The sequence below is a fragment of the Gilliamella sp. ESL0254 genome (genome assembly GCF_013344985.1).
GTDB lineage: Bacteria > Pseudomonadota > Gammaproteobacteria > Enterobacterales > Orbaceae > Gilliamella > Gilliamella bombicola.
This window is the reverse complement of record NZ_JAAEDU010000002.1, coordinates 185,611-210,847: the sequence shown is the minus strand read 5'-3', so window position 1 is coordinate 210,847 and position 25,237 is coordinate 185,611. Positions and strand designations below refer to the sequence as shown.

The following is a 25,237-nucleotide window of genomic DNA, read 5'->3' as shown; positions in this document are numbered from 1 at the left end:
CGTAATTATTCAAATAATTCTATTTGAATAATTATGCAAATTCAAGTTAAACATTATAATAATCCCAATATTTTATCTTTATATTGAGAAGTGTCTCAAAAATTAGACTTATTTATTAAGATAATTTTTATAATATTGCTTCTTTTGTACAAAAAAGTGTAATAAAATGGTCAATTATTGTATCTTTATAGATAAGTGAATTTGAATTTATATTCAAAAATATCGATAAATTATTCAAAAAGGTCTTTTTAATCATGCAAACTTATGCCCTGCTTATGTTACAAGATGGTTCGCAATTTATCGGAAAATCCATTGGTGCTGATGGTCAAACTGTTGGAGAAGTGGTTTTTAATACCTCAATGACCGGCTATCAAGAAATTCTTACCGATCCCTCTTATTGTGAACAATTGGTTACATTGACCTATCCTCATATTGGTAATGTAGGGACAAATGATGATGATGCCGAATCCGGTCAAGTTTATGCAAAAGGGCTGGTTATTCGTGATTTGCCATTATTAGCTAGCAACTACAGAAGCGAACTCGATCTTTCCAGCTATTTAAAAAAGCATAATGTTATTGCCATTGCTGATATTGATACACGGCGCTTAACGCGTATTTTGCGTGAAAAAGGGGCACAGCATGGCGTTATCATAACGGCAATGGATAAAAAGACCTTACTTGAAAAAGCCGAAATAGCCAAACAGCAGGCGATAAATTTTAAAGGATTAAGTGGGCTTGATTTAGCTAAAGAAGTGACTTGTTCAAAAAGTTATATTTGGACTGAAGGCATATTATGGACAGGGCAACAACAGCAGACTAATCCAATACCAGATACCCAATTACCATACCATGTTGTTGCCTATGACTTTGGCGTAAAACGCAATATTTTGCGTATGTTAGTTGAGCGTGGTTGTAAATTAACAGTCGTACCAGCTAAAACAACAGCCAAAGAAGTCCTTGCATTAAAGCCCGACGGAATATTTTTATCTAATGGTCCAGGTGATCCCGCTCCTTGCAGTTATGCAATTGAGGCTATTAAGCAGTTTTTAAACACTGATATTCCTATCTTTGGCATCTGCTTAGGTCATCAACTTTTAGCGCTGGCATGTGGTGCCAAAACGATCAAAATGAAGTTTGGTCATCATGGCGGAAATCACCCAGTGAAAGATCTGGAAAATAATCAGGTGATGATTACTGCACAAAACCATGGTTTTGCAGTAGATGAAGAAAGTTTACCCGCTCATTTACGCGCGACGCATAAATCACTGTTCGATGGTTCACTACAAGGTATTCATCATAACCAAAAACCAGCTTTTAGCTTCCAAGGTCACCCAGAAGCCAGTCCCGGGCCGCATGATGCCGCACCTCTTTTTGATCACTTTATTGAGTTAATTAAAATTTATAAGCAGGAGCAATAATTATGGCTAAGCGAACAGATATCAAAAGTATATTAATTATTGGCGCAGGCCCAATTGTTATTGGTCAAGCATGTGAATTTGATTATTCTGGTGCACAAGCTTGTAAGGCACTACGTGAAGAAGGCTATCGCGTTATTTTAGTTAACTCTAATCCTGCTACTATCATGACGGATCCTGAATTGGCCGATGCCACTTATATCGAGCCAATTGATTGGACATGTGTTCGCAAGATTATTGAACAAGAAAGACCCGATGCTATTTTACCAACCATGGGGGGGCAAACAGCACTAAACTGTGCATTAGAGCTTGAAAAACAAGGCGTATTAAAAGAGTTTAATGTCGAAATGATTGGCGCAACAGCCGATGCTATAGATAAAGCCGAAGATCGTAAACGTTTTGATGAGGCTATGAAAAAAATTGGTCTTGATACAGCAAGATCAGGCATTGCTCATTCGCTTAAAGAAGCGTATGCCGTTCTTGAGCAAGTTGGTTTTCCCTGCATAATTCGCCCGTCCTTTACCATGGGTGGCACAGGAGGTGGAATTGCGTATAACACGGAAGAATTTGACGAAATCTGTACCCGTGGGCTCGATCTTTCACCTACTAATGAACTGCTCATCGATGAGTCATTAATAGGTTGGAAAGAGTATGAAATGGAAGTGGTGCGAGACAAAAATGACAATTGCATTATTGTTTGCTCAATTGAAAACTTCGATCCAATGGGTATTCACACTGGTGATTCAATTACCGTTGCGCCAGCACAAACATTGACAGATAAAGAGTATCAAATCATGCGTAATGCATCAATTGCCGTACTGCGTGAAATTGGCGTTGAAACTGGTGGTTCCAATGTGCAATTCTCGGTCGACCCTAAAACCGGACGATTAATTGTCATTGAGATGAATCCGCGAGTATCACGTTCATCAGCGTTAGCTTCTAAAGCTACCGGTTTTCCAATTGCTAAAATTGCAGCTAAGTTGGCAGTTGGTTACACTCTTGATGAATTATCTAATGATATTACTGGCGGTAAAACCCCCGCCTCATTTGAACCGTCGATTGATTATGTGGTCACTAAAATCCCACGCTTTAATTTTGAAAAATTTGCGGGCTGTAACGATCGTTTAACCACGCAAATGAAATCGGTTGGTGAAGTCATGGCTATTGGGCGTACCTTCCAAGAATCATTACAAAAAGCATTGCGAGGGCTTGAAGTTGGCGCTTCAGGTTTTGATCCTAAAATTGATGATTATACCGATGAAAAAAATATCACTAAAATTCGTTATGAACTCCAAGAAGCGGGTGCCGATCGTATTTGGTATATTGCCGATGCCTTTAGGGCTGGATTGAGTTTAGATGAGATCTTTACATTAACCAATATAGATCGTTGGTTTTTAGTGCAAATTGAAGAGCTAGTTAATTTTGAAAACAAGTTAAAAGAGCAGTCACTAGCACAACTCGATCCAGAAACATTATGGCAATTAAAACGTAAAGGTTTTTCAGATTTACGCATTGCCAAACTACTTAATACTACCGAGCAATCGGTTTGCGATTTACGTCATCAATATCATATTCACCCTGTTTATAAGCGGGTAGATACCTGTGCAGCTGAATTTGCAACAGATACCGCTTATCTTTATTCAACCTATGAGCAAGAGTGTGAAGCTAATCCTCAATTTAGCCGTAAAAAAATTATGATCCTAGGTGGTGGTCCTAATCGGATTGGACAAGGTATTGAGTTTGATTATTGCTGTGTGCATGCGGCATTAGCTCTGCGTGAGGATGGTTATGAAACCATTATGGTTAACTGTAATCCCGAAACTGTGTCAACCGATTATGATACTTCTGACCGCCTCTATTTTGAGCCAGTTACGCTTGAAGATGTGCTTGAAATTGCACATGTTGAAAAACCAAATGGTGTTATTGTGCAATACGGTGGGCAAACACCGCTAAAACTTGCTCGTGCGCTTGAAGCCGCTGGCCTACCAATTATTGGTACCTCACCCGATGCTATAGATAAAGCCGAAGATCGTCAACGCTTTCAAGAAGTCGTCGATAAACTGAAATTAAAACAACCTGTCAACGCAACAGTAACCGATATTAATGAGGCAGTCATCAAAGCAGAAAAAATAGGTTATCCATTAGTAGTTAGACCTTCTTATGTATTAGGGGGGCGCGCAATGGAAATTGTCTATAATGAACAAGATTTAAGGCGTTATTTTAAAACCGCAGTAAGCGAATCAAATAATGCACCAGTCTTACTCGATCACTTTTTAGATGATGCCATTGAAGTTGATATTGATGTGATTGCTGATGGTGAACAAATTGTGATTGGTGGCATTATGGAACATATTGAACAAGCAGGCATTCACTCTGGCGATTCCGCTTGCTCACTACCAACTCACACCTTAAGTGCAGAGATTTTAGACAAACTACGACAGCAGGCCAAACAATTGGCACTTGAACTTAATGTAAAAGGCTTAATGAATGGACAATTTGCCATCAAAGATAACCAAATTTATCTGATTGAAATTAATCCTCGTGCAGCACGTACCGTACCGTTTGTCTCAAAAGCAACAGGTTTACCATTGGCTAAAATTGCCGCTCGTGTCATGACAGGGCAATCACTTGCCAAGCAACATGTGACTAAAGAGGTGATCCCTCCTTATTATTCAGTAAAAGAAGTGGTATTGCCATTTAATAAATTCAGTGGAGTTGATCCAATCTTAGGTCCAGAAATGCGCTCAACGGGGGAAGTGATGGGAATCGGTAAAACCTTTGCTGAAGCCTTTGCTAAAGCGCAACTTGGTAGCTTATCGAATATGAAAAAATCAGGAAAAGCATTATTATCGGTTCGTGATCAAGATAAAAAAAGGCTGTTAGAAGTTGCTAAACGATTAATTGCGCATGGATTTAGTATTGACGCAACTATTGGTACGGCAAAAGTGTTACAACAAGCAGATATACCATGCCAAATTGTAAAAAAAGAAAACGAAGGGCGACCAAATATCCATGACCACATAAAAAATGGCGAATACAGCTATATTCTTAATACCACCTCTGGACGAGCAGCCATTGAAGCGTCAAAAATATTGCGTCGAAGTGCCATTCAATATAAGGTACATTACGATACCACCATGAATGCTGCTTATGCTACAACTGCAGCGCTAGATTACGATGCAGCACAAACCGTAACGCCATTACAGCAACTTTATTGCTAATCACAAAGATAAAGACGAGCAATGCTCGTCTTTAAAAATTCCTGCCATAATATAATTACTTTGCAATCACTCAATTGCTCGTAATAGACAATAAAATGCTCGTTTTTAATATAAAATAATGTTAATTTGTTTGTTATATTTCAATTAATTTAATCAGTTATCATCATGGATATGATTCATTCTTCTGATTTAAAAGACATTCAGTTAATTACAGCTATTTCTGCATTACTACATGACCTTGGCAAAGCAACAGTTGGCTTTCAAGATAAATTAAATAAAGGTCTTGTTGCAGCTGATCCTTATCGTCATGAATGGATTTCATTACAACTATTTTTATTGATGATTCAAGGCTGTACTACCAATCAAGCTGTATTGGAGCGCTTAGCAAATTTTACTGAATTTCAAAATCAAAACCTAGATTGGCATAAAAAATTAACCAAAATTGAATATAATGATCTCACAATATTACCAATATTAGCACAATGGATTGCTTGGCTTATAGTTTCGCATCATAGAATGCCATTTTTTGTATTAGTCGAACCAAAAGATTTTAAAGGTATGCAAAATGATGATTTTGATATTTCTAAGTTAACGATAGATAGCTTTTATGAAAATTTAACTGCAGTTGAAGGATGGGTTAAAAACAACTTTAGTCAGCATCCTGCACCTGAAAATTTTTGGGAACTTCAAGATAGCGTAACAAATAGTAAACTGTGGCTACGCAAACTAAATGAATATTCTACAGCAGGTTTAAATCAAGAATCATTAATACAGTTAAGCCAAGTAGATCCTTTTTTATTACATATTTCGCGCTTATGTTTGATGACGGCTGACTACAATTATTCCAGTTTGCCACCTATAGCTAAAAAGAATAATTACCAACAAACACTAATTGCCAACACCTATCTAGGTGAAGAAGGCAAGCAATCTAAGCAGTATTTGGATGAACATTTGTTAGGTGTTGCTGAATATTCAGAGAGTTTTACTAACTTATTAACTAAAATTACTACCCAACTGCCTACAATTAATCAACACAAAGATTTTACTGAACATACAAATGTCGAACGCTTCCAGTGGCAAAATCATGCTTTTGATTTAGCGAAAAGTTATCAACCAATATCTGATGAATGTGGCTTTTTTGGTGTGAATATGGCATCGACTGGCTGCGGAAAAACCTTAGCCAATGGGCGAATAATGTATGCGCTTTCAAATCCAAAACGGGGCGTTCGTTTTACCATTGCATTGGGATTACGTGTTTTAACGTTGCAAACAGGTAAAGCATTAAGAGAAAGATTACACTTAAGTGATGAACATCTGGCGATTTTAGTGGGTGGGCGAGCCACAAAAACCTTGTTTGAACTGAGTAATGAAGACATTGAACAAAACGATTCTCAAAAAAAATCAGAAAACCAAGGTAGTGAATCTATCGAATCGTTACTTGATGAATATATTGATGTAGCAGAAAGTGGTATTGCTGATTGTGAATTAGGTACTATTATCGAAGATAGTAAAGCACGGCAATTACTTTATGCGCCTATTGTGACATGCACAATTGACCATATTATTCAAGCTAGCGAATGTAGCCGAGGCGGTAAATATATTGCACCAACGTTAAGATTGTTAACCTCAGATCTGATTTTAGATGAACCCGATGATTTTGATCAACACGACTTGCCAGCGCTAGCGCGTTTAGTGCATTTAGCCGGATTGTTTGGGAGCAAAGTACTACTGTCATCGGCGACTTTAACACCAGATTTAATTGCCGGATTATTTGACGCTTACCAAGCCGGGCGAAAAATTTGGAATCAAAATAAACAATATGCCGATAATACTATTGTATGTGGCTGGTTTGATGAATATCAACAGTCGATATCACAAATTGCTGATACTAAAACGTTTAGCGAGCACCATCAACAATTTGTAGCAACACGCATTCATCAATTAGCACAAAGTGCAATCCGTCGCCAAGGGCATATTTTAGATCTATTAAATTACCAAGAAAATAAAACAGAGAATCAAAAATTCAATTATGCTGTACTGGCTAAACAACTATTAGATCAAGCTTATCAATTTCACCAAGATCATCATCAAATAGATAAAAAATCACAAAAAAAAGTTAGTATTGGTTTAATGCGTTTTGCCCATATAGAAGATGTTATTTCACTTACACAACAAATTTATGAACAAAAGAAGTTACCTAATGATACCGCTTTTCATATCGTGGTCTATCATGCTCGGCAACTGCTGTTATTGCGTAGCCAATTAGAAGAAAAACTCGATAGAATTTTAAATCGCAGTGATGAACAAGCACTATTTAGCCAACCCGAAATTTTCCAGGCTATAAAAAGTAGCAAGAAAGAAAATCATATCTTTATTGTGATAGGCACGCCAGTCACCGAAGTCGGGCGCGATCATGATTATGATTGGGCGATTGTAGAACCCTCATCCATGCGATCTATTATTCAGTTAGTTGGACGGGTATGGCGTCACCGGCCACAAAAAATTGCACAAAAAGCTAATGTAGCCATATTAGGATCGAATTTAAAAGCAATTGAATCTAAGTATTGTACGGATAAAGCCTGTTTTACTAAACCAGGGTTTGAAGAAGAGTCATTATTCTTGCTGAAAACCCATAAAACCAATGAACTAATTCCAGCTCATCAGTTAGTAAATATTGATGCGGTTCCACGTATTAAGTCCTGCCCTGAAGATGGGCTAACGCTAGCTGAATTAGAGCATAAGGTCATGGCCGATTTATTTGCCATTAACGCACGCAAAAGTAATTATGTCACCAGCTATTGGCAACAAGGCTTAGCTCATCACCATTGCGTGCATTTACAGGCAATTTCACCATTTAGGGATGATGGTCACACGCAAGATGAATATATTTGCCAACTTGATGATGATGGGGATTATCAATTTAGCTATGCAGATGTGGCATGGCAAACACCAGATGAGTGCTGTAAAGATACACAAAATAGTATAATTGAATATAAAAACTGGTCATTTGCTAATCCTAACATTCAACCTTGGTTGGTTAATAGTGTCGAGCAAGCCATAGCAAAAATAACCGAATATTTCCCAAATAAAACGCCATATCGATTAGCGAATGAATTTTGTAGCGTAAGCTTATATCGTAATAGCAGTTGGTATTTTCATCCTTATTTAGGATTTTATGAAAAGAAAGGATAAAAGAATATTGTTTTTATACTGAAACACATAGTTACCTGAAACTTTTTGACAAAATATCGTCAGGTGAATAATGGTTGCTAGTAAAAGGTAGGGAATTCTTTTATACTTGATGGCACTGCTGTGTAAGCAGTTTAGAAACATTAAATTTTTGTTTTAATTTAATAGTTCCACCGCCGCATAGGCGGTTTTTATTTGCCAATAACGCTTAATTTATAAAAATAACATTCCCATTATATTTTGCTTTTAATTTATTATTGATCTATCCGCTCTTTTCGTATATATTTGTTTCGTGATTTACTCACAAATATTAAGAAGCTCTTATCCGATGTTTACGTCATTTGATAAGAGCATATTTCAACCTAGGCATAAATGAAGGAGAAATACTATGTCTAATAATAAATATTTTGTTATACCTCGTCAAATTTCTTTTGATAAAGAATTACTAAATCAAGTGCAAAAATTTGTTATTGATTCGCCTGCTGCTAATGATGAATTAATTGTTGGATTACCTACGCAATCTAAATATTATTCAATTCGAGATCTAATGAAAATTCTAAATATTTCGACAATTAAAGAAATTAAATATTTGGTTAAGAAATTAAAGCTTGAACAAGATAATTATAGATATCTTAATTCCAATAAAGAATGGGTGTATAACAGTAATGCTTTAAATATATTGAATTTATACTTAAAATTTAAAGCAGCATAGCATTAAATTAAAGGCTTATATTTAATGATATAAGCCTTTTTAATTTCGAAAAAATATAAGGAGGGCCAATGAACAATATTTCTTGGCAAGATATAAGAAAGGTAATTTTAGACTTTCTACAACAACGGCTTGCCAATAATAGTAATTATAAAAGTGAAACCGCTAAGCTAGAAAAAGCAAAAGAAGCGGGTGATTTAGTTGCAGTTAATGAAGCTCAGCAAAAGTTAGATGAGTTAGCCAAGCGATTTGATTTTGAAACGTGGATGGAAGATGCAGCTATTCGTCGTATTTCATGGCTTCTTATTGCTACCCATATAGCTAAAGGAGTTCACCCGAGCTCGAAGGCTTGTAACGCAAATTACAATACGCAGATAAAGCCTAATAATCTGAATAATTTAGTATCATCTGCTACAGTGAACACTTTGCCTTTTGATGCCAGTGGTGCTGCGGCTTTAGATATATTTGGGCTTTTAAACCAAGTCGTTAAAAATGATATAACAATTTTACAGCTTATTATTAATAATCACCCTGCTGTTCAAGAAGCTTTATCTGATGATAAAAATAAATCTACTCTTTATTTGGAAAATTTTCAGCAGTTACTTAGAGATAATTGGAGTGATGCGCAGGCTTCGGAACTTAATAAGCAAATTTTCTGGCCGAATAGTGAAGAAACTTATTTGTCACAGCATGAAAATAATTACCGCTTATTGATTCCACTACATCCTAGTGCTTTGTGCCATTTGGTTTATCAGAAGGTGCAAACCCGATTTTCGGAAGAAAATAAAAATGCACGAGAATTACGTAAAAAAAAGGATGTTGAGTATCAATCTTATTTTTCTTTTCATGATTTAGCCGTTGTTAAACTGGGTGGCAGTAATGCTCAAAATGCAAGCCAACTTATTGGTAGTCAAATGGGGCGTAATTTTTTGTTACCTTCCATGCCACCTAAATTTCAAAAACCTCAGTTTCCATCAATTACAAATTTTCAAGAAACCATTTTTAATAGTTCATTTCAATATTATTGTCGATATGGTTTTAAGTTATTATTTGATACTGTTGAAGCAAAAAAAAATATTTTTGTTGTGAGAAACAATAGAAAAGAGGCTTTTTTTGTCATCTTAACATTAATTCTTAAGTTCGTTGCGCATATCCAAATGACCAAAAGGGCTGGTTGGAGTAGGGAATCCTCACTAAATCTAACTCAACAACTTTGGCTTGATCCAAAACGAGTCATGTTGGATGGCGAAACCGATTTTAAAATAAGATATGAACAAAGCGATTGGCAACAAGAATTAGAAAAGCAATTTGCTTTTTGGATTCAAACTATTTTAAAAGAAAAATTTAAAAATTTTAAACAGCAATTTGCTGATCCTGAATTTAGCGAATGGCGCCGTGAATTTAATGCAGCGGTAAAAGCAAGTCAACGTAAAAGGGAGGGGATATTTTAATGGCATCATTACGTTATTATTTATTATTTGATCATGTCAAAGTTCATAATGCCAATGCAATTTCTAGCCCATTAACGTATGGCTTTCCTGCTATTTCGGGATTTTTAGGCGCTATTCATGCTTTAAGTCGTAAAATTGAATCAGAAAATCCTATTTACTTAGATGGCGTGTTAATCGCATGTCATGAATGTAATGTACAAGTTTATCGACCTAACAATTATGCGGATTATACTTTCCGATTAACACGCAACCCACTGGCTAAAAATGGTAGTACCCGTTCAATTATTGAAGAAGGGCGAGTTCATCTAGATGTTTCATTAGTTGTAGAAGTAAAAGTGCAGTCTCGGTCTTGTTTGAATAAAGCTGAAGATAAAGAAGAATTTATTACACAGATGAAGAATAAGTTATACCAGCAACGTATAGCTGGTGGATATGTAGAATCTATTGAATCGGTAGAATTATTCCCTGCCTTTAAATCTCATGATGATTTAATTAAAGCTTTGTTACCAGCATTTGTTTTAGTTGAAGCACCACAAGATTTACAAGATATCACTGCGGAATTACAGCAACAAGATCCTAATGCTACAGCGCTTGATGCCTTGATTGAAACCGCAATGTTACATCATCATCCTCAAGAAAAAGATCATTGGCAAACTACATCAGTTAAACAAGGGCGCGGTTGGCTTGTGCCTTTACATTTGGGCTATCAAGCTATTTCGCCACTATTTTCAGCAGGTAAGGTTGAACATGCGCGCAGTAATGAGCATGCCACGCAATTTGTGGAGTGTATTTATGGGCTCGGTAAATGGGTCTTTCCTTTACGCTTGAAAGAGAATTTATCACAGGCTTTTTGGCGTTATAAATGCAGTGAATTGCAATCTAATGATGCAGAAATTTATATTATTAATCAAGAAACCAATTAAGTAAATTTAGAAAATTATAGAATAAGGAATACATTATGAGTAAAGATAAAATCACCACCGCCAGCGTACTTGCTTTTGAACGTAGTTTTGATATTTCTGATGCGATTTTTGCACAGCAAGATAATGCAGATGCCACTAAATTATCTCCTGTTGTAGTCACTGAAAAATCAGTGCGAGGCACTATTTCAAATCGTCTTAAAAATGCAGTTGCAAACGATCCAACCAAATTAGATGCTGAAATACAAAAGCCAAATTTACAAACAGTTGATGTTGCTGCGTTAGATGCTGATAAAGATACTTTGGTTGTGACATGGAGCTGCAAAGTGTTGCCATTTTTAGGTAAACCTTCCGTGTGTAATGATATCGAATATCAAAAAGAACTAGAAAAAACAACGCAGGATTATATTCAAACGCAAGGAATGCTTAACTTGGCTAAGCGTTATGCCATTAATATCTTAAATGGTCGTTGGTTATGGCGTAATCGTATGACCGCGGAGCAAATTAGCCTTTCAGTTACTCGAAAAAATGATAAAAAACCATTCATTGAAGTCAGTGATGTTAAACAATATCAGCTTAATGCATTTGATTATGATGATAAATCGGTAAATGATCTTGCTAAACTGATTGAAGCAGGATTATCCGGTAAAGAGTTTGTGATTTTTAACGTTGAAGCCAAACTGAAAATGGGCTTAGGTCAAGAAGTTTACCCGTCACAAGAATTAATTCTAGATACTGGCAAAACTAAAAGTAAAGTATTGTATGAGAAGAACAAACAAGCCGCCATGCATTCACAAAAAGTCAGTAATGCTATCCGAACCATCGATACTTGGTATGAAGATAATGCACAATTTCCAATAGCGATAGAACCGTATGGCTCGGTTACTTCAATGGGACATGCTTTCCGCCAACCAAAACAGAAATTAGATTTTTATACCTTATTTGATAATTGGGTTTTAAAAGGTGAAAAACCATCGCTTGATCAGCAACATTATGTAATTGCGGTATTAATTCGTGGTGGTGTATTTGGTGCCAGCGGTAAGGAGTAAATAAGATGCACTCACATTATTTAGAGTTGCGAGCGATTTCGCAAATTGAGATAACCGAAGTGGATGTGATGAATCAAGTGATGCAATCACTACACCAAATTTTGGTCAATCACCAAGGAAACATAGCAATTAGCTTTCCTTGTTACAGAGTGCACCGAACATTAGGTGGAGTGATTCGCCTATTGGGCACCGAGAAGGAGTTGCAAAACCTCAAAGCAGATATACAGCAAAAATCGACAATTAGTGATTATGCTTTATTGATGCCTATCACTATAGTACCAACGACGATAAAAGGCTATTTACGGTTTAGCCGTGTTAATCCGAAAGGTCAGAGTGCATTAAGGCGTGCCGAACAACGATTAACAGCACAAGGAAAATGGACGCCTGAAGTAAAAAATAAAATGATTGAAAAGTGGGGAAGCGTTCATTTGCAATATCCACACTTTCATTTGCATAGTAAAAGTACAGGGCAAAAATTTATTTTGTGGATAAAGCAAGAAAAATGCCTAGAGCCAGTACAAGGCACATTTAATAGCTATGGACTAAGCCAAACCGCAACAGTCCCCGATTTTTAAATTTCTAACCCTTTTTTTGAGGGTGATTTTAACATATTGATTATTATTGATATTAAAATAGACTCAAAAAAAGGGTAAAAATTGGGTAAAGTGCAATATGCTCTTTTACAATAAGGAACTATTGAGCACCAATTTGCGTGCTAACTTTTATCTCTCGATTATCGGTAATTTCTAAATTCGATAGCACGGCTAATTGAGGAAAGTTCGGTCTTAAAAATTGCGATAACATCGGTCTTAATGCATGATTCACTAATAATACTGGTGGAGCACCGATGGCATCTTGTTGATTAATGGCTTGTCTAATTTGTTCAATAATGTGTTCGGCAAGTCCTGGTTCAAAATTATTGGTATTTTGTAGTGCTTGTAATAACAAACGTTCTAAATTGATATTTAATCCTATGACATTAATTGGATCATAGCCCGGGAACCATTGCTGTGTAATCACTCTGCCTAATGCTATTCTAACTATACTTAGTAATTGATAAGCGTCATTTTGGGTTGGTGCATGCTCGCAGATTGTTTCAATGATAGTTCGCATATCTCGAATTGATACTTTTTCGGCGATCAGGTTTTGTAAAATTTTATGAAAAGTGGTTAATGTCACAACGCCAGGAATAAAGTCTTCCACTAATTTAGGAATATCTTGTTTTATTCTATCGAGAAGTTCTTGGGTTTCTAAGCGCCCTAACAAATCGCCAGCAAATTGTTGTAGTAAATGATTAAAATGAGTAGCGATCATAGTGCTTGTATCTACAACGGTATATCCCAATATTTGAGCATTTTCTTTATCGTTTTCATCTATCCAAATTGCAGGCAATCCAAAAGCGGGTTCAGTCGTTGCAATACCCTCAATGGTTTCTGTTACATTACCCGGATTAATGGCTAACCATTTGTTATTAACAATTTCCCCGTTGCCTATTTCGCCACCTTTGATAAATATTTTATATTGATAAGGCGCTAACGAAAGATTGTCTCTTATATGCACCTGAGGGGGTAAAAACCCCAATGTTTGCGCAAATTTTTTACGTAAACTACGGATTCGCCCTAACAACTCACCGTTTTGAGTTTGATCGACCATTGGAATTAATCCATAACCCACTTCCATTGCTAATGTATCTTCAATATTAACATCAGACCATGTCGCTTCTATATTGGCCGGCGTGGTTGCTTGCACATTAGCTTGTTTAGGCGTGGTTGTCTGTTCTGTTTTTTTCTGTTTAGTTAGCCACCAAGCAATAATAGATAAAAAAGCTGTGAACAGTAAAAATACTAAATTTGGCATGCCGGGAATTAGCCCAAGTAAACCAATTACAACAGCGGTTAAAATCAAAACTTGTGGATTATTAAATAACTGCTTGAGCATCTGCTCACTGACATTGTCTTGTGATGTGACTCGAGTCACAATAACCCCTGCTGCTGTTGAAATAATCAGTGATGGTATTTGTGCAACTAATCCATCGCCAATAGTCAGCAACACATAGGTTTTACTCGCATCGGAAAGAGCCATATCATGTTGCATAACTCCTACCAATAAACCGCCAATAATGGTAATTGCCATGATAAGTAATCCGGCAATTGCATCTCCACGTACAAATTTACTGGCACCATCCATTGAACCATAAAAGTCAGCTTCTTGAGTGACTTCTGTACGACGAGCTTTGGCCTCATCTTCACCAATTAAACCTGCATTAAGATCGGCATCGATTGCCATTTGTTTACCTGGCATGCCATCTAATGCAAAGCGTGCTCCTACTTCGGCTATCCTGCCTGCACCTTTGGTGATGACCATAAAGTTAATAATGACCAAAATAATAAATACCACAATACCAATAGCAAAATTACCGCCAACTAAAAAGTGCCCAAAAGCTTCAATAACCCGTCCAGCAGCAGCGCTACCTGTGTGCCCTTTTAATAAAACGACTCGTGTAGAGGCAACGTTTAATGATAACCTTAATAAAGTTGCAAATAATAAAACGGTTGGAAATGCTGCAAAATCAAGCACTCGTTTAGTAAATAATGCCACAATTAATATAATAATTGATAAAGCAATATTAAATGTAAAAAACAGATCCAAAATAAATGCTGGCAAAGGTAATACCATCATTGAAAGAATCAATAAAATGAGCATTGGTCCAGCTAATATCTGATAGTGACCATTTTTTAATGTATTAATTGATAATAAATTAAGTAGTTTAGATTTAATCATAAGATTAGTTATTGCCTTTATTTATTTACGGATAGTGACTCTGGTACGGGTAAATTATTAGGTTTTACTGGTTTATTCCCACCATATTTATGCCAATGTTTTAATTGATATACCCAAGCTAAGATTTGAGCAACAGCGGCATATAGTTCGGTTGGAATTGTTTCACCTATTTCGCCGTGGCGATATAAAGCTCGTGCAAGCGGAGGTGCTTCTAATTGGGGAATGTCATGTTCACTAGCTATTTCTTTAATGCGCAGTGCAAGTTTGTCAGTACCTTTTGCCAATAACTTTGGTGCCATCATTGTTTTTTCATCATATTGCAAAGCAACGGCATAATGAGTTGGATTAGTAACAATAACATTGGCTTTAGTAACATCTTTCATCATTCTTCGTCTAGCGATCGCTTGTTGCATTTGGCGAATTCGCCCTTTAATTTGCGGGTTTCCCTCTTGCTCTTTAAACTCATCTTTGATCTCTTGTTTTGACATTTTTAATTTTTTTAAATTACTCCAAATTTGATAAAAAATATCAAATCCCACCATGGGTATTAACGATATAACGCTTAGCATTCCACAAAGAATGACTAACTGTATTGCTTTAGCTAAAGCATTATTAAAATACATATGTGGTAACGAAAGCATATTAGGGAAATGGTGCATTAAAAACCATGTTGAAGTCATAGCAATTAACATCACTTTAAGTATACTTTTTAACAATTCAGAAAAAACTTTAGTACTAAATATTCTGCCAAATCCAGATATTGGATTTAGTTTTTTAAAATTTGGCTTAATTGATTGAAAGCTAAATAGTAAACCACCTACACAAAGTGGCGCGAATATAGCAACAATAACCAAACCCAAAAAAATTGGGACTATTGACCAAAAACCCTTGGTTAACAAGTCAACTAAATTAAAGACGAGTAATTTATCATCACTTGTTTTATACGAAACTGTTATTGCTGTTCTTATGACTGCGATTAACTGATTAACTAAATGTGAGCCCAAAAACTCAAATAAAGTGATACCTATTAACAAGATTAACAACGAAGTTAATTCGCGAGATCGAGGGATCTGCCCCTTTTCTTTAGCCTTTTTTATTTTGCTATCGGTGGGATGTTCGCTTTTATCTAGATCATTATCGTCAGCCATGATGAAATTAAATAAAACTGCATAGTTTGATTAATATTTACAATGCTAACAGTATGAACTAATTACTAACGAGTTATTGGCTTAATAAGAGGGCATTTTTGGGGTATTTATCAGCTTTACCGAAAACAAATATCAATTCTCTTTAAACTTTAGCTCGTTTTGACGAGATAACGTCGGTTTTTTGATAGCCATTATTGGTATAAACAGTAGGACTATTTATACCTTTAAGGTAATTGATCGATTGCTGGGTTATATTCATACGATTTTGAATAATTAATCCGTTATCACGATTTATTTTTGATAGTAGTTTTGTTGTATCAGTGATTGATAGCCAATGTGCTGCAATTGTTGGATTGTCTTTATAAGGTGGTTGAACATTAAATTGTTTACTTAACTTTATGCGGTTTTCATCCAGTAACTTTAATTGAATTAGTAACTGACTTTTTTTATTAATAATTTCACTTAACTGATTTGTTAGGCTATTTTCAATTAATATTTTTTGCTCTGTTTGCAGAATTTCTGAAAGTGTTTGTAACATTTCTGTTATTTTGTTTAGGATGTTATTGAGTTCTAACATTTTTGTATTCCTGTAATTCTGACTTATCTTCAAATATGTTGTAGTAATTGTTTAATTAATTTATCTGCAATTTTATTGGTATCAATAGCCAATGTACCGTTGGTAATGGCTTGTTTTATTTTTTCAATTTTTTCCACATCAATATCTTTGTCAGTTGAATGTAAAAGATCCATTGAATTTTGAGTTATACTCACGTTAGTACTGATATTGGCACTGTTTTGGAGGGGTACAGATGCAGTCGGATTTTTTTGTTGTTCATTGACTACATCACAGTTAAGTAGTCTTGATATGGTTCTAACGGATTTTGTTGCATCTATACTCATAAAATACCTTTAATCAAATTTACGATTTAAGTGATTTGTTTAGTCTTATTATCGGCAATAATAAAAAAATCATTAATATTATTTATTGAAAATTATGACTCCTTGGTGAGTCAACGTACCTTCAACAATTTTGTTAGAATTTAGTTTAACTCTAATCTTCTCGTTTAATGCGGCATTGCCAAGTGTTTTTCCAGTAGTCGCTACCTCATAACCCCCACCACGAATTATTACTTTAATTATTTGTCCTGCTTTTACCAGCCAGCTGTTTTGGAGCATTGTTGTTTTTATTGGTTCGCCCGGATTGATATTTCGTAAAGCGATATGATTAAGGGCATCAACTTCATTGACAATAACCGCAGAAGATATTTTATCTAGCCGACCGGATTGAATGCGTATGTTATCTTTGCTAATTACTGTTCCTGCATGTATTGTTTGCTTAGCTACAATATAGTTACCTATAACAGCAACATGAATTTGGATAAATTTTTTCTTATTATCACATTGAGCACTAATCGTCATGTTGCCCCACTGCTTCTTTTTATTCAATAACGCAAGCACTGGTGTATCGCAATCTAATTTAGGTTTAGCGGTAGGATAAGTAATTATAATATTATCTACTTCATAGTTAAATTGTTGAGATATTAAATTATTTATCTGCTTATCAAGTGGATTAGCTAAACCTGTATTCCAGCTAAAAAGCATAAAAATGGCCAGTATTAATTTTACAGTTTTAATCATGTCTACTTATTTGGAATTATTCATAAACTGATTTTACTTTATGATTACATGAAATGAATCTTGAAATAAGGGCAATTTTTATCGTTATTTTCTCAATGACTTTTTTTTGATTCGCTTAAAATCCTAATTATCAAAAAAAAAGTGAGACGATTTTATGTTTGATAAATTGGATACATGGGTTAATTTTCACCAGCAAGCATTAAATATACGTGAAATGCGACAAAATATATTAGCGGCAAATATTGCAAACAGCGATACGCCTAATTATCAGGCTCGAGATATTGATTTTAATGCTGAGTTAAGTAAAGCGCTTAATAATCAGGCTAGCATTAATCATGTTAGATTGAATACTACCTCAAATCGCCATATCCAGATAAAAGCACCAATCGCACCTAATCAAAATATACTTTATCGTATTCCTTATCAAGCATCGGCTGATGGTAATACAGTCGAAATGGATCAAGAACGTACCTCATTTATTGATAATAGTATTCATTACCAAAGCAATTTAACCTTTTTAGGTGAGCAATTTAAAAATGTAATATCGGTGTTACAGCAAGGATAATAATAATGAGTTTTTCTATTTTAGCCATTTCGGGGTCCGCGTTAATGGCGCAAACCCAACGCATGAATGTCAGTGCCAGTAATTTAGCCAATGCGGATAGTATCACAAGCACTTCAGGTGAGGCTTATCGTGCTAAGCAAGTGGTTTTTCAGGTTGATGATAATGGGTATTCAAATCAAGTGGCTGGCGTTAAAGTTTCGCAAGTGATTGAAGATCCCGCACCAATGAATTTAGTTTATGAACCTAATCACCCTTTGGCCGATGCAAAAGGCTATATTCAAAAGCCTAATGTCGATGTAGTTGCTGAAATGGTGAACACCATTTCAGCATCACGTAGTTATCAAGCAAATGTCGAAGTGATTAATACGGCAAAAAATTTAATGTTAAAAACTCTCACATTAGGGCAATAAAAAGGGATAACTTATGGGTATAGCTAATGTTGCTGTTTCACAATCATCTGGAGTAAAAAGTGCGCAAGCAATTCAAAAAAGCTCATCGGATGGCAATTCGAGCAAAGAGTTACAAGATAACTTCTTAACACTACTTATCGCCCAGATGAAAAATCAAGACCCGACTAACCCAATGGATAATAGCCAGTTAACATCACAACTAGCACAGATTAATACTTTAGCTGGTATAGAGCGGCTTAATACCACGTTAGGAATGGTTTCAGGACAGATCGATGACAGCTTATCGGTTAATGCCAGCAACATGATTGGTAAAGGGGTCATGGTACCAGGTAACAAAATTTTAGTGGCAACTACAGAGCACGATGGGGCAGATACTGAAAAAGAAACCATCACAACCCCATTTGGATTCGAATTAGTTCGTGATGCGGATTCAGTGATTATTACTATCCAAGACAAAAATGGCAATGTGGTCCGCGAAGTTGATTTAGGCGCGATCCCAGCAGGGGTAAGCTCTTTCACATGGGACGGCATGCTCACAGATGGCACACTCGCACCAGACGGCAGCTATACTTTTTCAGTTAATGCCAGTTACGACGGGCAAAAAGTATCATCAACATCATTAACTTATTCAGTGGTATATGGTGTTATCAATAGCAAAGTTAATAATAAAGTATTACTAGATTTAGGAATACTCGGTTCAATTAGTATTGACGAAGTGCGTCAAATTCTTTAGAGGAGATAAAGTTCACATGGGATTTTCTCAAGCAGTAAGTGGCATGAATGCGGCATCAAAACAATTAGATGTCATTGGTAATAATATCGCTAATTCCGCAACCGTAGGGTTTAAAAGCGCAAGTATCTCATTTGCCGATATGTATGCCGGTTCAAAAGTAGGAATGGGCGTAAAAGTCGCTAGCGTGATGCAAAATTTCAATGATGGCATAACCACAACAACTAACAACAGTTTAGATGTCGCAATTTCTGGTAATGGTTTTTTCCGTTTAGTAGATAGTAGTGGACAAATTTACTATACCCGTAATGGACAATTTCAATTAGATGCTGAACGAAATATTATTTCGGCAGATGGACTACAACTGACAGGATACCTGGCAACTGGAACTCCGCCCCAAGTACAACAAGGTGCAGCGCCGGGGCCACTAAAAATTTCACAAGAAATGTTGAATGCTTCAGCAACAACAAAAGCCACTTTGCAAACCAATTTAAATTCAAATAGCAAAGTACCAATAAAACAACCCGTCAATGCCCTTGATGCAGACACATTTAATTATTCTACAACGATTACAACTTATGACTCCTTAGGTAATCAACGTAATGTTCAGCTTTTTTATGTAAAAACGGCTGATAACCAATGGGATGTCCATTGTCTTGATAGTAGTGACCCTAATGGCAGTTTACAAACAATTGGCCAAATGGAGTTTGACGCATCAGGAAAATTAATTAGTGATCCTGAAATGACTATTAACATTAATGGATTAAATGGATCTGCAGATAACACCTTTACTTTATCCTTGGCGAACAGCTCACAACAAAATATGGGTAAAGAAATGGGCAGCATTAAAACACCAATAGTTGATGGCTATGCACCGGGTGATTTAATTGGTTATAGCATTAATAACGACGGCTCAATTTATGGTGTTTATTCAAATCAACAAACCATGTTATTAGGTCAAATTGCTATGGCGGATTTTGCCAATGTTAACGGATTAGAATCAGCAGGTAACAACAATTGGCGATCAACCATCAAATCGGGCGGTGAAGTCTTGGGGGTTGCGAATTCAGGTACATTTGGTTCATTAGCCAGTGGCGCGCTTGAATCGTCAAATGTTGATATGAGTCAAGAATTAGTAAATATGATTGTTGCTCAACGTAATTACCAATCTAATTCACAAACAATCAAAACACAGGATCAGATCCTAAATACGTTAGTTAATTTGCGTTAATTTAAGGGTTATTTATGGATAGGGTTATTTATACGGCTATGTCGGCTGCGAGGCAAACGCTCAATCAGCAATCGATAACAACACATAATTTAGCTAATGTATCGACTTCGGGATTTCGAGCACAGTTAACCGCAATGAAAGCGGTACCGATTGTTGGCAATGGTATGGCGACACGAACGATGGTTGCTGCAACCACTCCAACTTTTGATTCGACTATGGGGGCATTTAATTATACTGGACGGAATATGGATGTCGCTTTAGAAGAAGATCATTGGCTAGCGGTACAATTAGCCGACGGCAGTGAAGCTTATACTCGCAATGGTGCAATCCAGATTGATGCAAACGGTGGACTCAATGTTCAAGGCTATCCATTAATTGGTGACAATGGTGTTTTAACGGTTCCTCAACAATCTAAAGTGAGTATAAGTAGTGATGGAACTCTCTCAGCATTGGGAGCAGGTGATAAACCAATCACTATTGCCCAAGTAGGAAAAATCAAAAAAGTACATCTTGAGCGCCATGAAGTAATACGTGGGGACAACGGTTTTTTTCAATTAACTGAAGAAGCTCGTAATGCACGAGGTGCAACATTAGAAGATAACCCAAAAGCAAAACTCATGTCGGGCGTATTAGAGGGCAGTAATGTTAACCCTGTTACGGCGATGGTGGATTTAATTAGCCATTCTCGTCAATTTGAAATGCAGATGAAACAAATTATCACTGCTGACGAAAATGCACAAAAAGCGAATCAAATTTTATCACTTTCATAAAAAGGAATAACAATGATTAAATCATTATGGATTGCCAAAACGGGATTAACGGCACAACAAATGAATATGGATATCATCTCTAATAATTTAGCTAATGTCAGCACCAGCGGTTTTAAACGACAACGAGCAGTATTTGAAGACTTATTATATCAAACCATTCGCCAACCCGGTGCTCAGTCTTCAGAACAAACAACATTACCGTCTGGATTACAAATTGGTACTGGCGTGCGTCCTGTTGCAACAGAGAGGGTTCACAGCCAAGGGAATTTAGAATTAACCGATAACAGCAGTGATATAGCTATTAATGGACAAGGTTTTTTCCAAGTGCTACTACCCGATGGCACACAAGCTTATACTCGTAGTGGTGCATTTCAGGTTAACCAAAATGGTCAACTTGTTACCGCATCTGGATATGAAATACAGCCAACAATCAATATTCCAGCCAATGCCATCAAAATGACCGTTGCCCGTGATGGTATCGTTAATGTAACCCTAGCCAACCAATCAGCTCAAGTACAAGTTGGTCAATTAACATTACATACTTTCATTAATGAAACAGGTCTTGAAAGCATGGGCGAAAATCTTTATTTAGAAACTGAAAGCTCAGGCTCACCAACCGAAAACACCCCAGGGTTAAATGGTGCAGGTTTGTTATATCAAGGTTATACCGAAACCTCTAACGTTAATGTTGCTGAAGAGTTGGTGAATATGATTCAAGTCCAACGTGCTTACGAAATTAACAGCAAAGCGATCTCAGCATCCGATCAAATGCTACAACGCTTAAATCAACTATAAAGTTAACAACATGATAAGCATATTGAAATATTTTTATATTCTCATTGCATTGTGCCTAATCGGTTGTGCTCAATTACCTAAAAAAGCATTGGTTGATGGGCAAACGAGTATTGTTCCGCAAATGCCTGAAATTGTGAACACCAGCGGATCAATTTATCAGGCTGCTCAGCCCACGAGTTTTGGCTATCAGCCTATGTTTGAAGATCGCCGTCCGCGTAATATTGGTGATGTATTAACTATCGTTTTACAAGAAAACGTCAGCGCAAGTAAAAGCTCATCGGTTAATGCAGGACGAAATGGTTCGGTGAATTTAGGTGTAAAAACAGTGCCTAAATTTTTAGATGGCTTAGTCGGAAGGGGCAAAGCCAATACCGAAATGTCTGGCGGCAATGACTTTAAAGGGGCTGGAGGCGCTAATGCAAAAAACACCTTTAATGGCACCATTACCGTCACCGTTCAAGATGTCATGATCAACGGCAATTTAAAGGTTATTGGTGAAAAGCAGATAGCAATTAATCAAGGCACCGAATTTATTCGCTTTTCTGGTATTGTTAATCCAAGAACCATTAACGGCAATAATACTGTTATCTCGACTCAAGTTGCTGATGCACGTATTGAATATGTTGGTAATGGGTATATCGATGAAGCACAAACGATGGGCTGGCTACAACGCCTATTTTTAAATCTGTCCCCTTTTTAATGAGTATCATTATGCTAAAAAAGTTGCGTATTTTTGTTTGTTTTATCTTTATGATGATATTAATCGTCCCAGCAAGCTATGCTGAACGCATTCGCGATTTAGTTACCATTCAAGGCGTAAGGGAAAACGCGCTAGTCGGTTACGGTATTGTTGTCGGGCTAGATGGTACTGGCGATCAAACATCACAGACACCTTTTACTATTCAAAGTATCACTAATATGCTATCTCAATTAGGTATTACCGTACCATCGGGCAGCAATATGCAATTAAAAAATGTTGCAGCGGTCATGGTCACGGCAAAATTGCCGTCTTATTCACGAGTTGGACAACAAATTGATGTTGTAGTGTCTTCGCTCGGTAATGCCAAAAGTCTGCGTGGTGGCACATTAGTCATGACACCACTAAAAGGCGCCGACAATCAAGTATACGCCATTGCCCAAGGCAACCTTTTTGTAGGGGGAATGGGGGCAAGTAGCAAAGGAAGCAGTGTCAGTGTTAACCAAACAGCAGGCGCAACTATACCTAATGGTGCAACGATTGAACGTGAATTAGCCACTCATTTAGATGAGCAAGATACTATCCACCTGCATCTTAACCAATTCGACTTTACCCGAGCTCTCAAAATAACAGATGCAATTAACCGATTACAAAAAAATAGCGCAGTCGCCCTAGATGGCACCACAGTGTCTATAAAAATGCCCAAAGAAAGCCAAGCACGCGTACAGTTTTTATCTAAAATACAAAATTTAGAAATAGGTAGCACACCTATTTCTGCCAAAGTAGTTATCAATACGCGAACAGGCGTTGTTGTCATGAATCAAAAAGTACAGCTTGATAACTGTTCGGTAGCCCATGGCAACTTATCTGTTGTAGTGAATAACAAACTCAACGTAAGCCAACCTAACACCCCACTTGCGGGTGGTGCAACTGTGGTAACACCTGAAACAGAAATCGGCATTGAGCAAAGTGGTGGTGCATTACACAATTTGGCGGCAGGAACAGACTTAAATCATGTCATTAATTCACTCAACTTATTAGGTGCAAACCCGACCGAATTAATGTCGATTCTTGAAGCACTGAAATCGGCAGGTTGTTTACACGCAACGCTTGAAACAATTTAAAGAATATGGCTTATGAATAATACAATTGGTCAATCAATTAACCGTTTTGCTTATGATTTATCTGGGCTAAACCAACTAAAACGCAGTGCAATAAATGGTTCATCAGAAAGTGTTAAACAAGTGGCTAAGCAATTTGAATCACTGTTTATCAACATGATGATGCAATCCATGCGTAAAGCAGTGCCTGAAAGTGGCTTATTTAGCCAATCTGCCACACAGCTGTTTACTTCCATGTTTGATCAACAAATTGCCCAACAAGCTGCGGGAAAAGGATTTGGATTAGCCGACATCATTACCAAACAATTAACTCATAATACATCGCCATCGACAAAGGTGAATTTACAATCGAATGCAAGTAACACCCAGCAACATCTTCGTTTAGCGCAATCTTTATTTAGTGATAACTCATCGAACATCACCCCCCAAGCGTTGGGGCAAATGCTTTATCGTAGTCATAAAGAAACTCAAACTACCAAGCAAACTAGCTCTACGCATGAATTATCATTACAAACACCAATAAAAGGTGATAAGGAAGAACACATTGTTAAATTTGTAAAAGACTGGCTAGAGCCCGCCAAACAGGCGGCAAAAAATTCTGGCATTCCTTATGAAGTCATTATTGCACAAGCCGCATTAGAAACTGGCTGGGGGCAAAAACAGATCAAAACCGCAAATAACCAATCAAGCCATAACTATTTTGGTATCAAAGCAACCGCATCATGGAGTGGGGATTCTACACGGTTAATCACGCAAGAATTTTTGAATAATAAAATGATTAAAATCGAAGATGATTTTAGAGTCTATAATAGCAAACAACATGCACTGACTGACTATATCCATTTATTAACCCAAAGCCCTCGTTATCGTGCTGTCGTCAATGCGCCAGATGCCAGAACGGCAGCTAAAGCTCTACAAGCGGCACATTATGCCACTGATCCAAATTATGGCGACAAACTAATTCAAATCATCAGCCGCATTGAACAAATCGCCGAAACTAATCCGCCAACAAAGGTGATGGGCTTTAAGCAAATTGCGTTTAATTAACAGTAGTTTGCTAGGTTCAAAAATAACCAAATAAAAACTTGAATAAAATAAATGGTTTTTCTGACATTTTTTATTGAGGATTGAGTTTGGGGATAGTGGTTTTGGGCATTTTTGATTTAGCTATTCAAAATAGCTACAGCCAACCTATTCCATCCGCCAAAACAAAAAGGCATTATTTTTCATCAAAAATCGGTTAGAAAATGTATTGATTTTATTAAAGTTTTTTATAAAAAACAAACATCCCCAAAATCCAAGATAACCCCACTCATCAAACCTTACAACAAAAAAGAGAAAAAAAGGAGGCATTACGCCTCCTTGAATGGAATGAATCGCTTTGACGATTTTGGGTA

At 36.6% G+C, this 25,237-nt stretch carries 22 protein-coding genes; 17 read left to right on the top strand and 5 right to left on the bottom strand.

Annotation, left to right across the window (positions count from 1 at the left end; genetic code table 11):
* Window positions 1-254: 254 nt before the first annotated feature.
* From carA to cas6f, 8 genes are all read left to right on the top strand, one after another.
* On the top strand, window positions 255-1,418 hold the full coding sequence (gene carA, locus GYX25_RS07860; protein WP_174787118.1) for a glutamine-hydrolyzing carbamoyl-phosphate synthase small subunit: 1,164 nt from the start codon (window positions 255-257) through the stop codon (window positions 1,416-1,418).
* A 2-nt stretch (window positions 1,419-1,420) separates the two neighbouring features.
* Complete coding sequence (gene carB, locus GYX25_RS07855; protein WP_174787117.1) at window positions 1,421-4,636, top strand: carbamoyl-phosphate synthase large subunit; 3,216 nt, start codon at window positions 1,421-1,423, stop codon at window positions 4,634-4,636.
* A 171-nt stretch (window positions 4,637-4,807) separates the two neighbouring features.
* Window positions 4,808-7,828, top strand: coding sequence for a type I-F CRISPR-associated helicase Cas3f (cas3f, locus tag GYX25_RS07850; RefSeq protein ID WP_238786063.1), 3,021 nt, complete (start codon window positions 4,808-4,810; stop codon window positions 7,826-7,828).
* A gap of 385 nt (window positions 7,829-8,213) precedes the next feature.
* Window positions 8,214-8,537: a hypothetical protein gene (locus GYX25_RS07845; protein WP_174787115.1), complete on the top strand. Its 324-nt coding sequence runs from the start codon at window positions 8,214-8,216 to the stop codon at window positions 8,535-8,537.
* A 68-nt stretch (window positions 8,538-8,605) separates the two neighbouring features.
* The gene (gene csy1 / locus GYX25_RS07840) at window positions 8,606-9,985 is read left to right on the top strand and encodes a type I-F CRISPR-associated protein Csy1 (protein ID WP_174787114.1); all 1,380 of its coding nucleotides are present in this window, start codon (window positions 8,606-8,608) and stop codon (window positions 9,983-9,985) included.
* Window positions 9,985-10,908, top strand: a complete 924-nt coding sequence (gene csy2, locus GYX25_RS07835) for a type I-F CRISPR-associated protein Csy2 (RefSeq protein WP_174787113.1) — start codon at window positions 9,985-9,987, stop codon at window positions 10,906-10,908. The genes csy1 and csy2 overlap by 1 nt, the downstream gene beginning before the upstream one ends.
* 35 nt (window positions 10,909-10,943) lie before the next feature.
* Window positions 10,944-11,954, top strand: a complete 1,011-nt coding sequence (gene csy3 / locus GYX25_RS07830) for a type I-F CRISPR-associated protein Csy3 (RefSeq protein WP_174787112.1) — start codon at window positions 10,944-10,946, stop codon at window positions 11,952-11,954.
* Window positions 11,955-11,959: 5 nt separating this feature from the next.
* The gene (gene cas6f / locus GYX25_RS07825; RefSeq protein WP_174787111.1) at window positions 11,960-12,529 is read left to right on the top strand and encodes a type I-F CRISPR-associated endoribonuclease Cas6/Csy4; all 570 of its coding nucleotides are present in this window, start codon (window positions 11,960-11,962) and stop codon (window positions 12,527-12,529) included.
* A gap of 118 nt (window positions 12,530-12,647) precedes the next feature.
* Here cas6f and flhA read toward each other — a convergent pair whose 3' ends face one another.
* From flhA to flgA, 5 genes are all read right to left on the bottom strand, one after another.
* Window positions 12,648-14,735, bottom strand: a complete 2,088-nt coding sequence (flhA, locus tag GYX25_RS07820) for a flagellar biosynthesis protein FlhA (protein ID WP_174787110.1) — start codon at window positions 14,733-14,735, stop codon at window positions 12,648-12,650.
* Between the two features lie 17 nt (window positions 14,736-14,752).
* Window positions 14,753-15,883, bottom strand: coding sequence for a flagellar biosynthesis protein FlhB (gene flhB, locus GYX25_RS07815; protein ID WP_091347957.1), 1,131 nt, complete (start codon window positions 15,881-15,883; stop codon window positions 14,753-14,755).
* 142 nt (window positions 15,884-16,025) lie between these two features.
* The gene (locus GYX25_RS07810; RefSeq protein ID WP_174787109.1) at window positions 16,026-16,460 is read right to left on the bottom strand and encodes a flagella synthesis protein FlgN; all 435 of its coding nucleotides are present in this window, start codon (window positions 16,458-16,460) and stop codon (window positions 16,026-16,028) included.
* Between the two features lie 29 nt (window positions 16,461-16,489).
* Window positions 16,490-16,783 (bottom strand): flagellar biosynthesis anti-sigma factor FlgM, encoded by a 294-nt coding sequence (gene flgM / locus GYX25_RS07805; protein ID WP_174787108.1) that lies wholly within the window; start codon window positions 16,781-16,783, stop codon window positions 16,490-16,492.
* Between the two features lie 78 nt (window positions 16,784-16,861).
* Complete coding sequence (gene flgA, locus GYX25_RS07800) at window positions 16,862-17,521, bottom strand: flagellar basal body P-ring formation chaperone FlgA (protein WP_174787107.1); 660 nt, start codon at window positions 17,519-17,521, stop codon at window positions 16,862-16,864.
* Between the two features lie 154 nt (window positions 17,522-17,675).
* Between flgA and flgB the strand changes: the two genes are divergently transcribed.
* The 9 genes from flgB to flgJ are packed head-to-tail and all read left to right on the top strand — an operon-like array spanning window position 17,676 to window position 24,887.
* Window positions 17,676-18,086: a flagellar basal body rod protein FlgB gene (gene flgB, locus GYX25_RS07795; protein ID WP_174787106.1), complete on the top strand. Its 411-nt coding sequence runs from the start codon at window positions 17,676-17,678 to the stop codon at window positions 18,084-18,086.
* A 2-nt stretch (window positions 18,087-18,088) separates the two neighbouring features.
* Window positions 18,089-18,496: a flagellar basal body rod protein FlgC gene (gene flgC / locus GYX25_RS07790; protein WP_091347942.1), complete on the top strand. Its 408-nt coding sequence runs from the start codon at window positions 18,089-18,091 to the stop codon at window positions 18,494-18,496.
* Between the two features lie 13 nt (window positions 18,497-18,509).
* On the top strand, window positions 18,510-19,229 hold the full coding sequence (gene flgD, locus GYX25_RS07785) for a flagellar hook assembly protein FlgD (protein ID WP_174787105.1): 720 nt from the start codon (window positions 18,510-18,512) through the stop codon (window positions 19,227-19,229).
* 16 nt (window positions 19,230-19,245) lie between these two features.
* Entirely contained in the window at window positions 19,246-20,457 is a 1,212-nt protein-coding gene (flgE, locus tag GYX25_RS07780; RefSeq protein WP_174787104.1) for a flagellar hook protein FlgE, read from the top strand.
* 14 nt (window positions 20,458-20,471) lie between these two features.
* Window positions 20,472-21,227 (top strand): flagellar basal body rod protein FlgF, encoded by a 756-nt coding sequence (locus GYX25_RS07775; RefSeq protein WP_174787103.1) that lies wholly within the window; start codon window positions 20,472-20,474, stop codon window positions 21,225-21,227.
* A gap of 12 nt (window positions 21,228-21,239) precedes the next feature.
* A complete protein-coding gene (flgG, locus tag GYX25_RS07770) occupies window positions 21,240-22,022 on the top strand; it encodes a flagellar basal-body rod protein FlgG (protein ID WP_091347929.1) in 783 nt (260 codons plus the stop codon).
* A 22-nt stretch (window positions 22,023-22,044) separates the two neighbouring features.
* Entirely contained in the window at window positions 22,045-22,722 is a 678-nt protein-coding gene (locus tag GYX25_RS07765; RefSeq protein WP_238786062.1) for a flagellar basal body L-ring protein FlgH, read from the top strand.
* A gap of 50 nt (window positions 22,723-22,772) precedes the next feature.
* Window positions 22,773-23,843: a flagellar basal body P-ring protein FlgI gene (locus GYX25_RS07760; RefSeq protein WP_446718917.1), complete on the top strand. Its 1,071-nt coding sequence runs from the start codon at window positions 22,773-22,775 to the stop codon at window positions 23,841-23,843.
* Between the two features lie 12 nt (window positions 23,844-23,855).
* A complete protein-coding gene (gene flgJ, locus GYX25_RS07755; RefSeq protein ID WP_174787101.1) occupies window positions 23,856-24,887 on the top strand; it encodes a flagellar assembly peptidoglycan hydrolase FlgJ in 1,032 nt (343 codons plus the stop codon).
* Window positions 24,888-25,237 lie beyond the last annotated feature (350 nt).

Excerpts from the sequence above, each read along its gene's own strand:
- carA (WP_174787118.1), top strand. The coding sequence starts at position 255 with ATGCAAACTTATGCCCTGCTTATGTTACAAGATGGTTCGCAATTTATC.
- carB (WP_174787117.1), top strand. The coding sequence starts at position 1,421 with ATGGCTAAGCGAACAGATATCAAAAGTATATTAATTATTGGCGCAGGC.
- cas3f (WP_238786063.1), top strand. The coding sequence starts at position 4,808 with ATGATTCATTCTTCTGATTTAAAAGACATTCAGTTAATTACAGCTATT.
- GYX25_RS07845 (WP_174787115.1), top strand. The coding sequence starts at position 8,214 with ATGTCTAATAATAAATATTTTGTTATACCTCGTCAAATTTCTTTTGAT.
- csy1 (WP_174787114.1), top strand. The coding sequence starts at position 8,606 with ATGAACAATATTTCTTGGCAAGATATAAGAAAGGTAATTTTAGACTTT.
- csy2 (WP_174787113.1), top strand. The coding sequence starts at position 9,985 with ATGGCATCATTACGTTATTATTTATTATTTGATCATGTCAAAGTTCAT.
- csy3 (WP_174787112.1), top strand. The coding sequence starts at position 10,944 with ATGAGTAAAGATAAAATCACCACCGCCAGCGTACTTGCTTTTGAACGT.
- cas6f (WP_174787111.1), top strand. The coding sequence starts at position 11,960 with ATGCACTCACATTATTTAGAGTTGCGAGCGATTTCGCAAATTGAGATA.
- flhA (WP_174787110.1), bottom strand. The coding sequence starts at position 14,735 with ATGATTAAATCTAAACTACTTAATTTATTATCAATTAATACATTAAAA.
- flhB (WP_091347957.1), bottom strand. The coding sequence starts at position 15,883 with ATGGCTGACGATAATGATCTAGATAAAAGCGAACATCCCACCGATAGC.
- GYX25_RS07810 (WP_174787109.1), bottom strand. The coding sequence starts at position 16,460 with ATGTTAGAACTCAATAACATCCTAAACAAAATAACAGAAATGTTACAA.
- flgM (WP_174787108.1), bottom strand. The coding sequence starts at position 16,783 with ATGAGTATAGATGCAACAAAATCCGTTAGAACCATATCAAGACTACTT.
- flgA (WP_174787107.1), bottom strand. The coding sequence starts at position 17,521 with ATGATTAAAACTGTAAAATTAATACTGGCCATTTTTATGCTTTTTAGC.
- flgB (WP_174787106.1), top strand. The coding sequence starts at position 17,676 with ATGTTTGATAAATTGGATACATGGGTTAATTTTCACCAGCAAGCATTA.
- flgD (WP_174787105.1), top strand. The coding sequence starts at position 18,510 with ATGGGTATAGCTAATGTTGCTGTTTCACAATCATCTGGAGTAAAAAGT.
- flgE (WP_174787104.1), top strand. The coding sequence starts at position 19,246 with ATGGGATTTTCTCAAGCAGTAAGTGGCATGAATGCGGCATCAAAACAA.
- GYX25_RS07775 (WP_174787103.1), top strand. The coding sequence starts at position 20,472 with ATGGATAGGGTTATTTATACGGCTATGTCGGCTGCGAGGCAAACGCTC.
- flgG (WP_091347929.1), top strand. The coding sequence starts at position 21,240 with ATGATTAAATCATTATGGATTGCCAAAACGGGATTAACGGCACAACAA.
- GYX25_RS07760 (WP_446718917.1), top strand. The coding sequence starts at position 22,773 with ATGATGATATTAATCGTCCCAGCAAGCTATGCTGAACGCATTCGCGAT.
- flgJ (WP_174787101.1), top strand. The coding sequence starts at position 23,856 with ATGAATAATACAATTGGTCAATCAATTAACCGTTTTGCTTATGATTTA.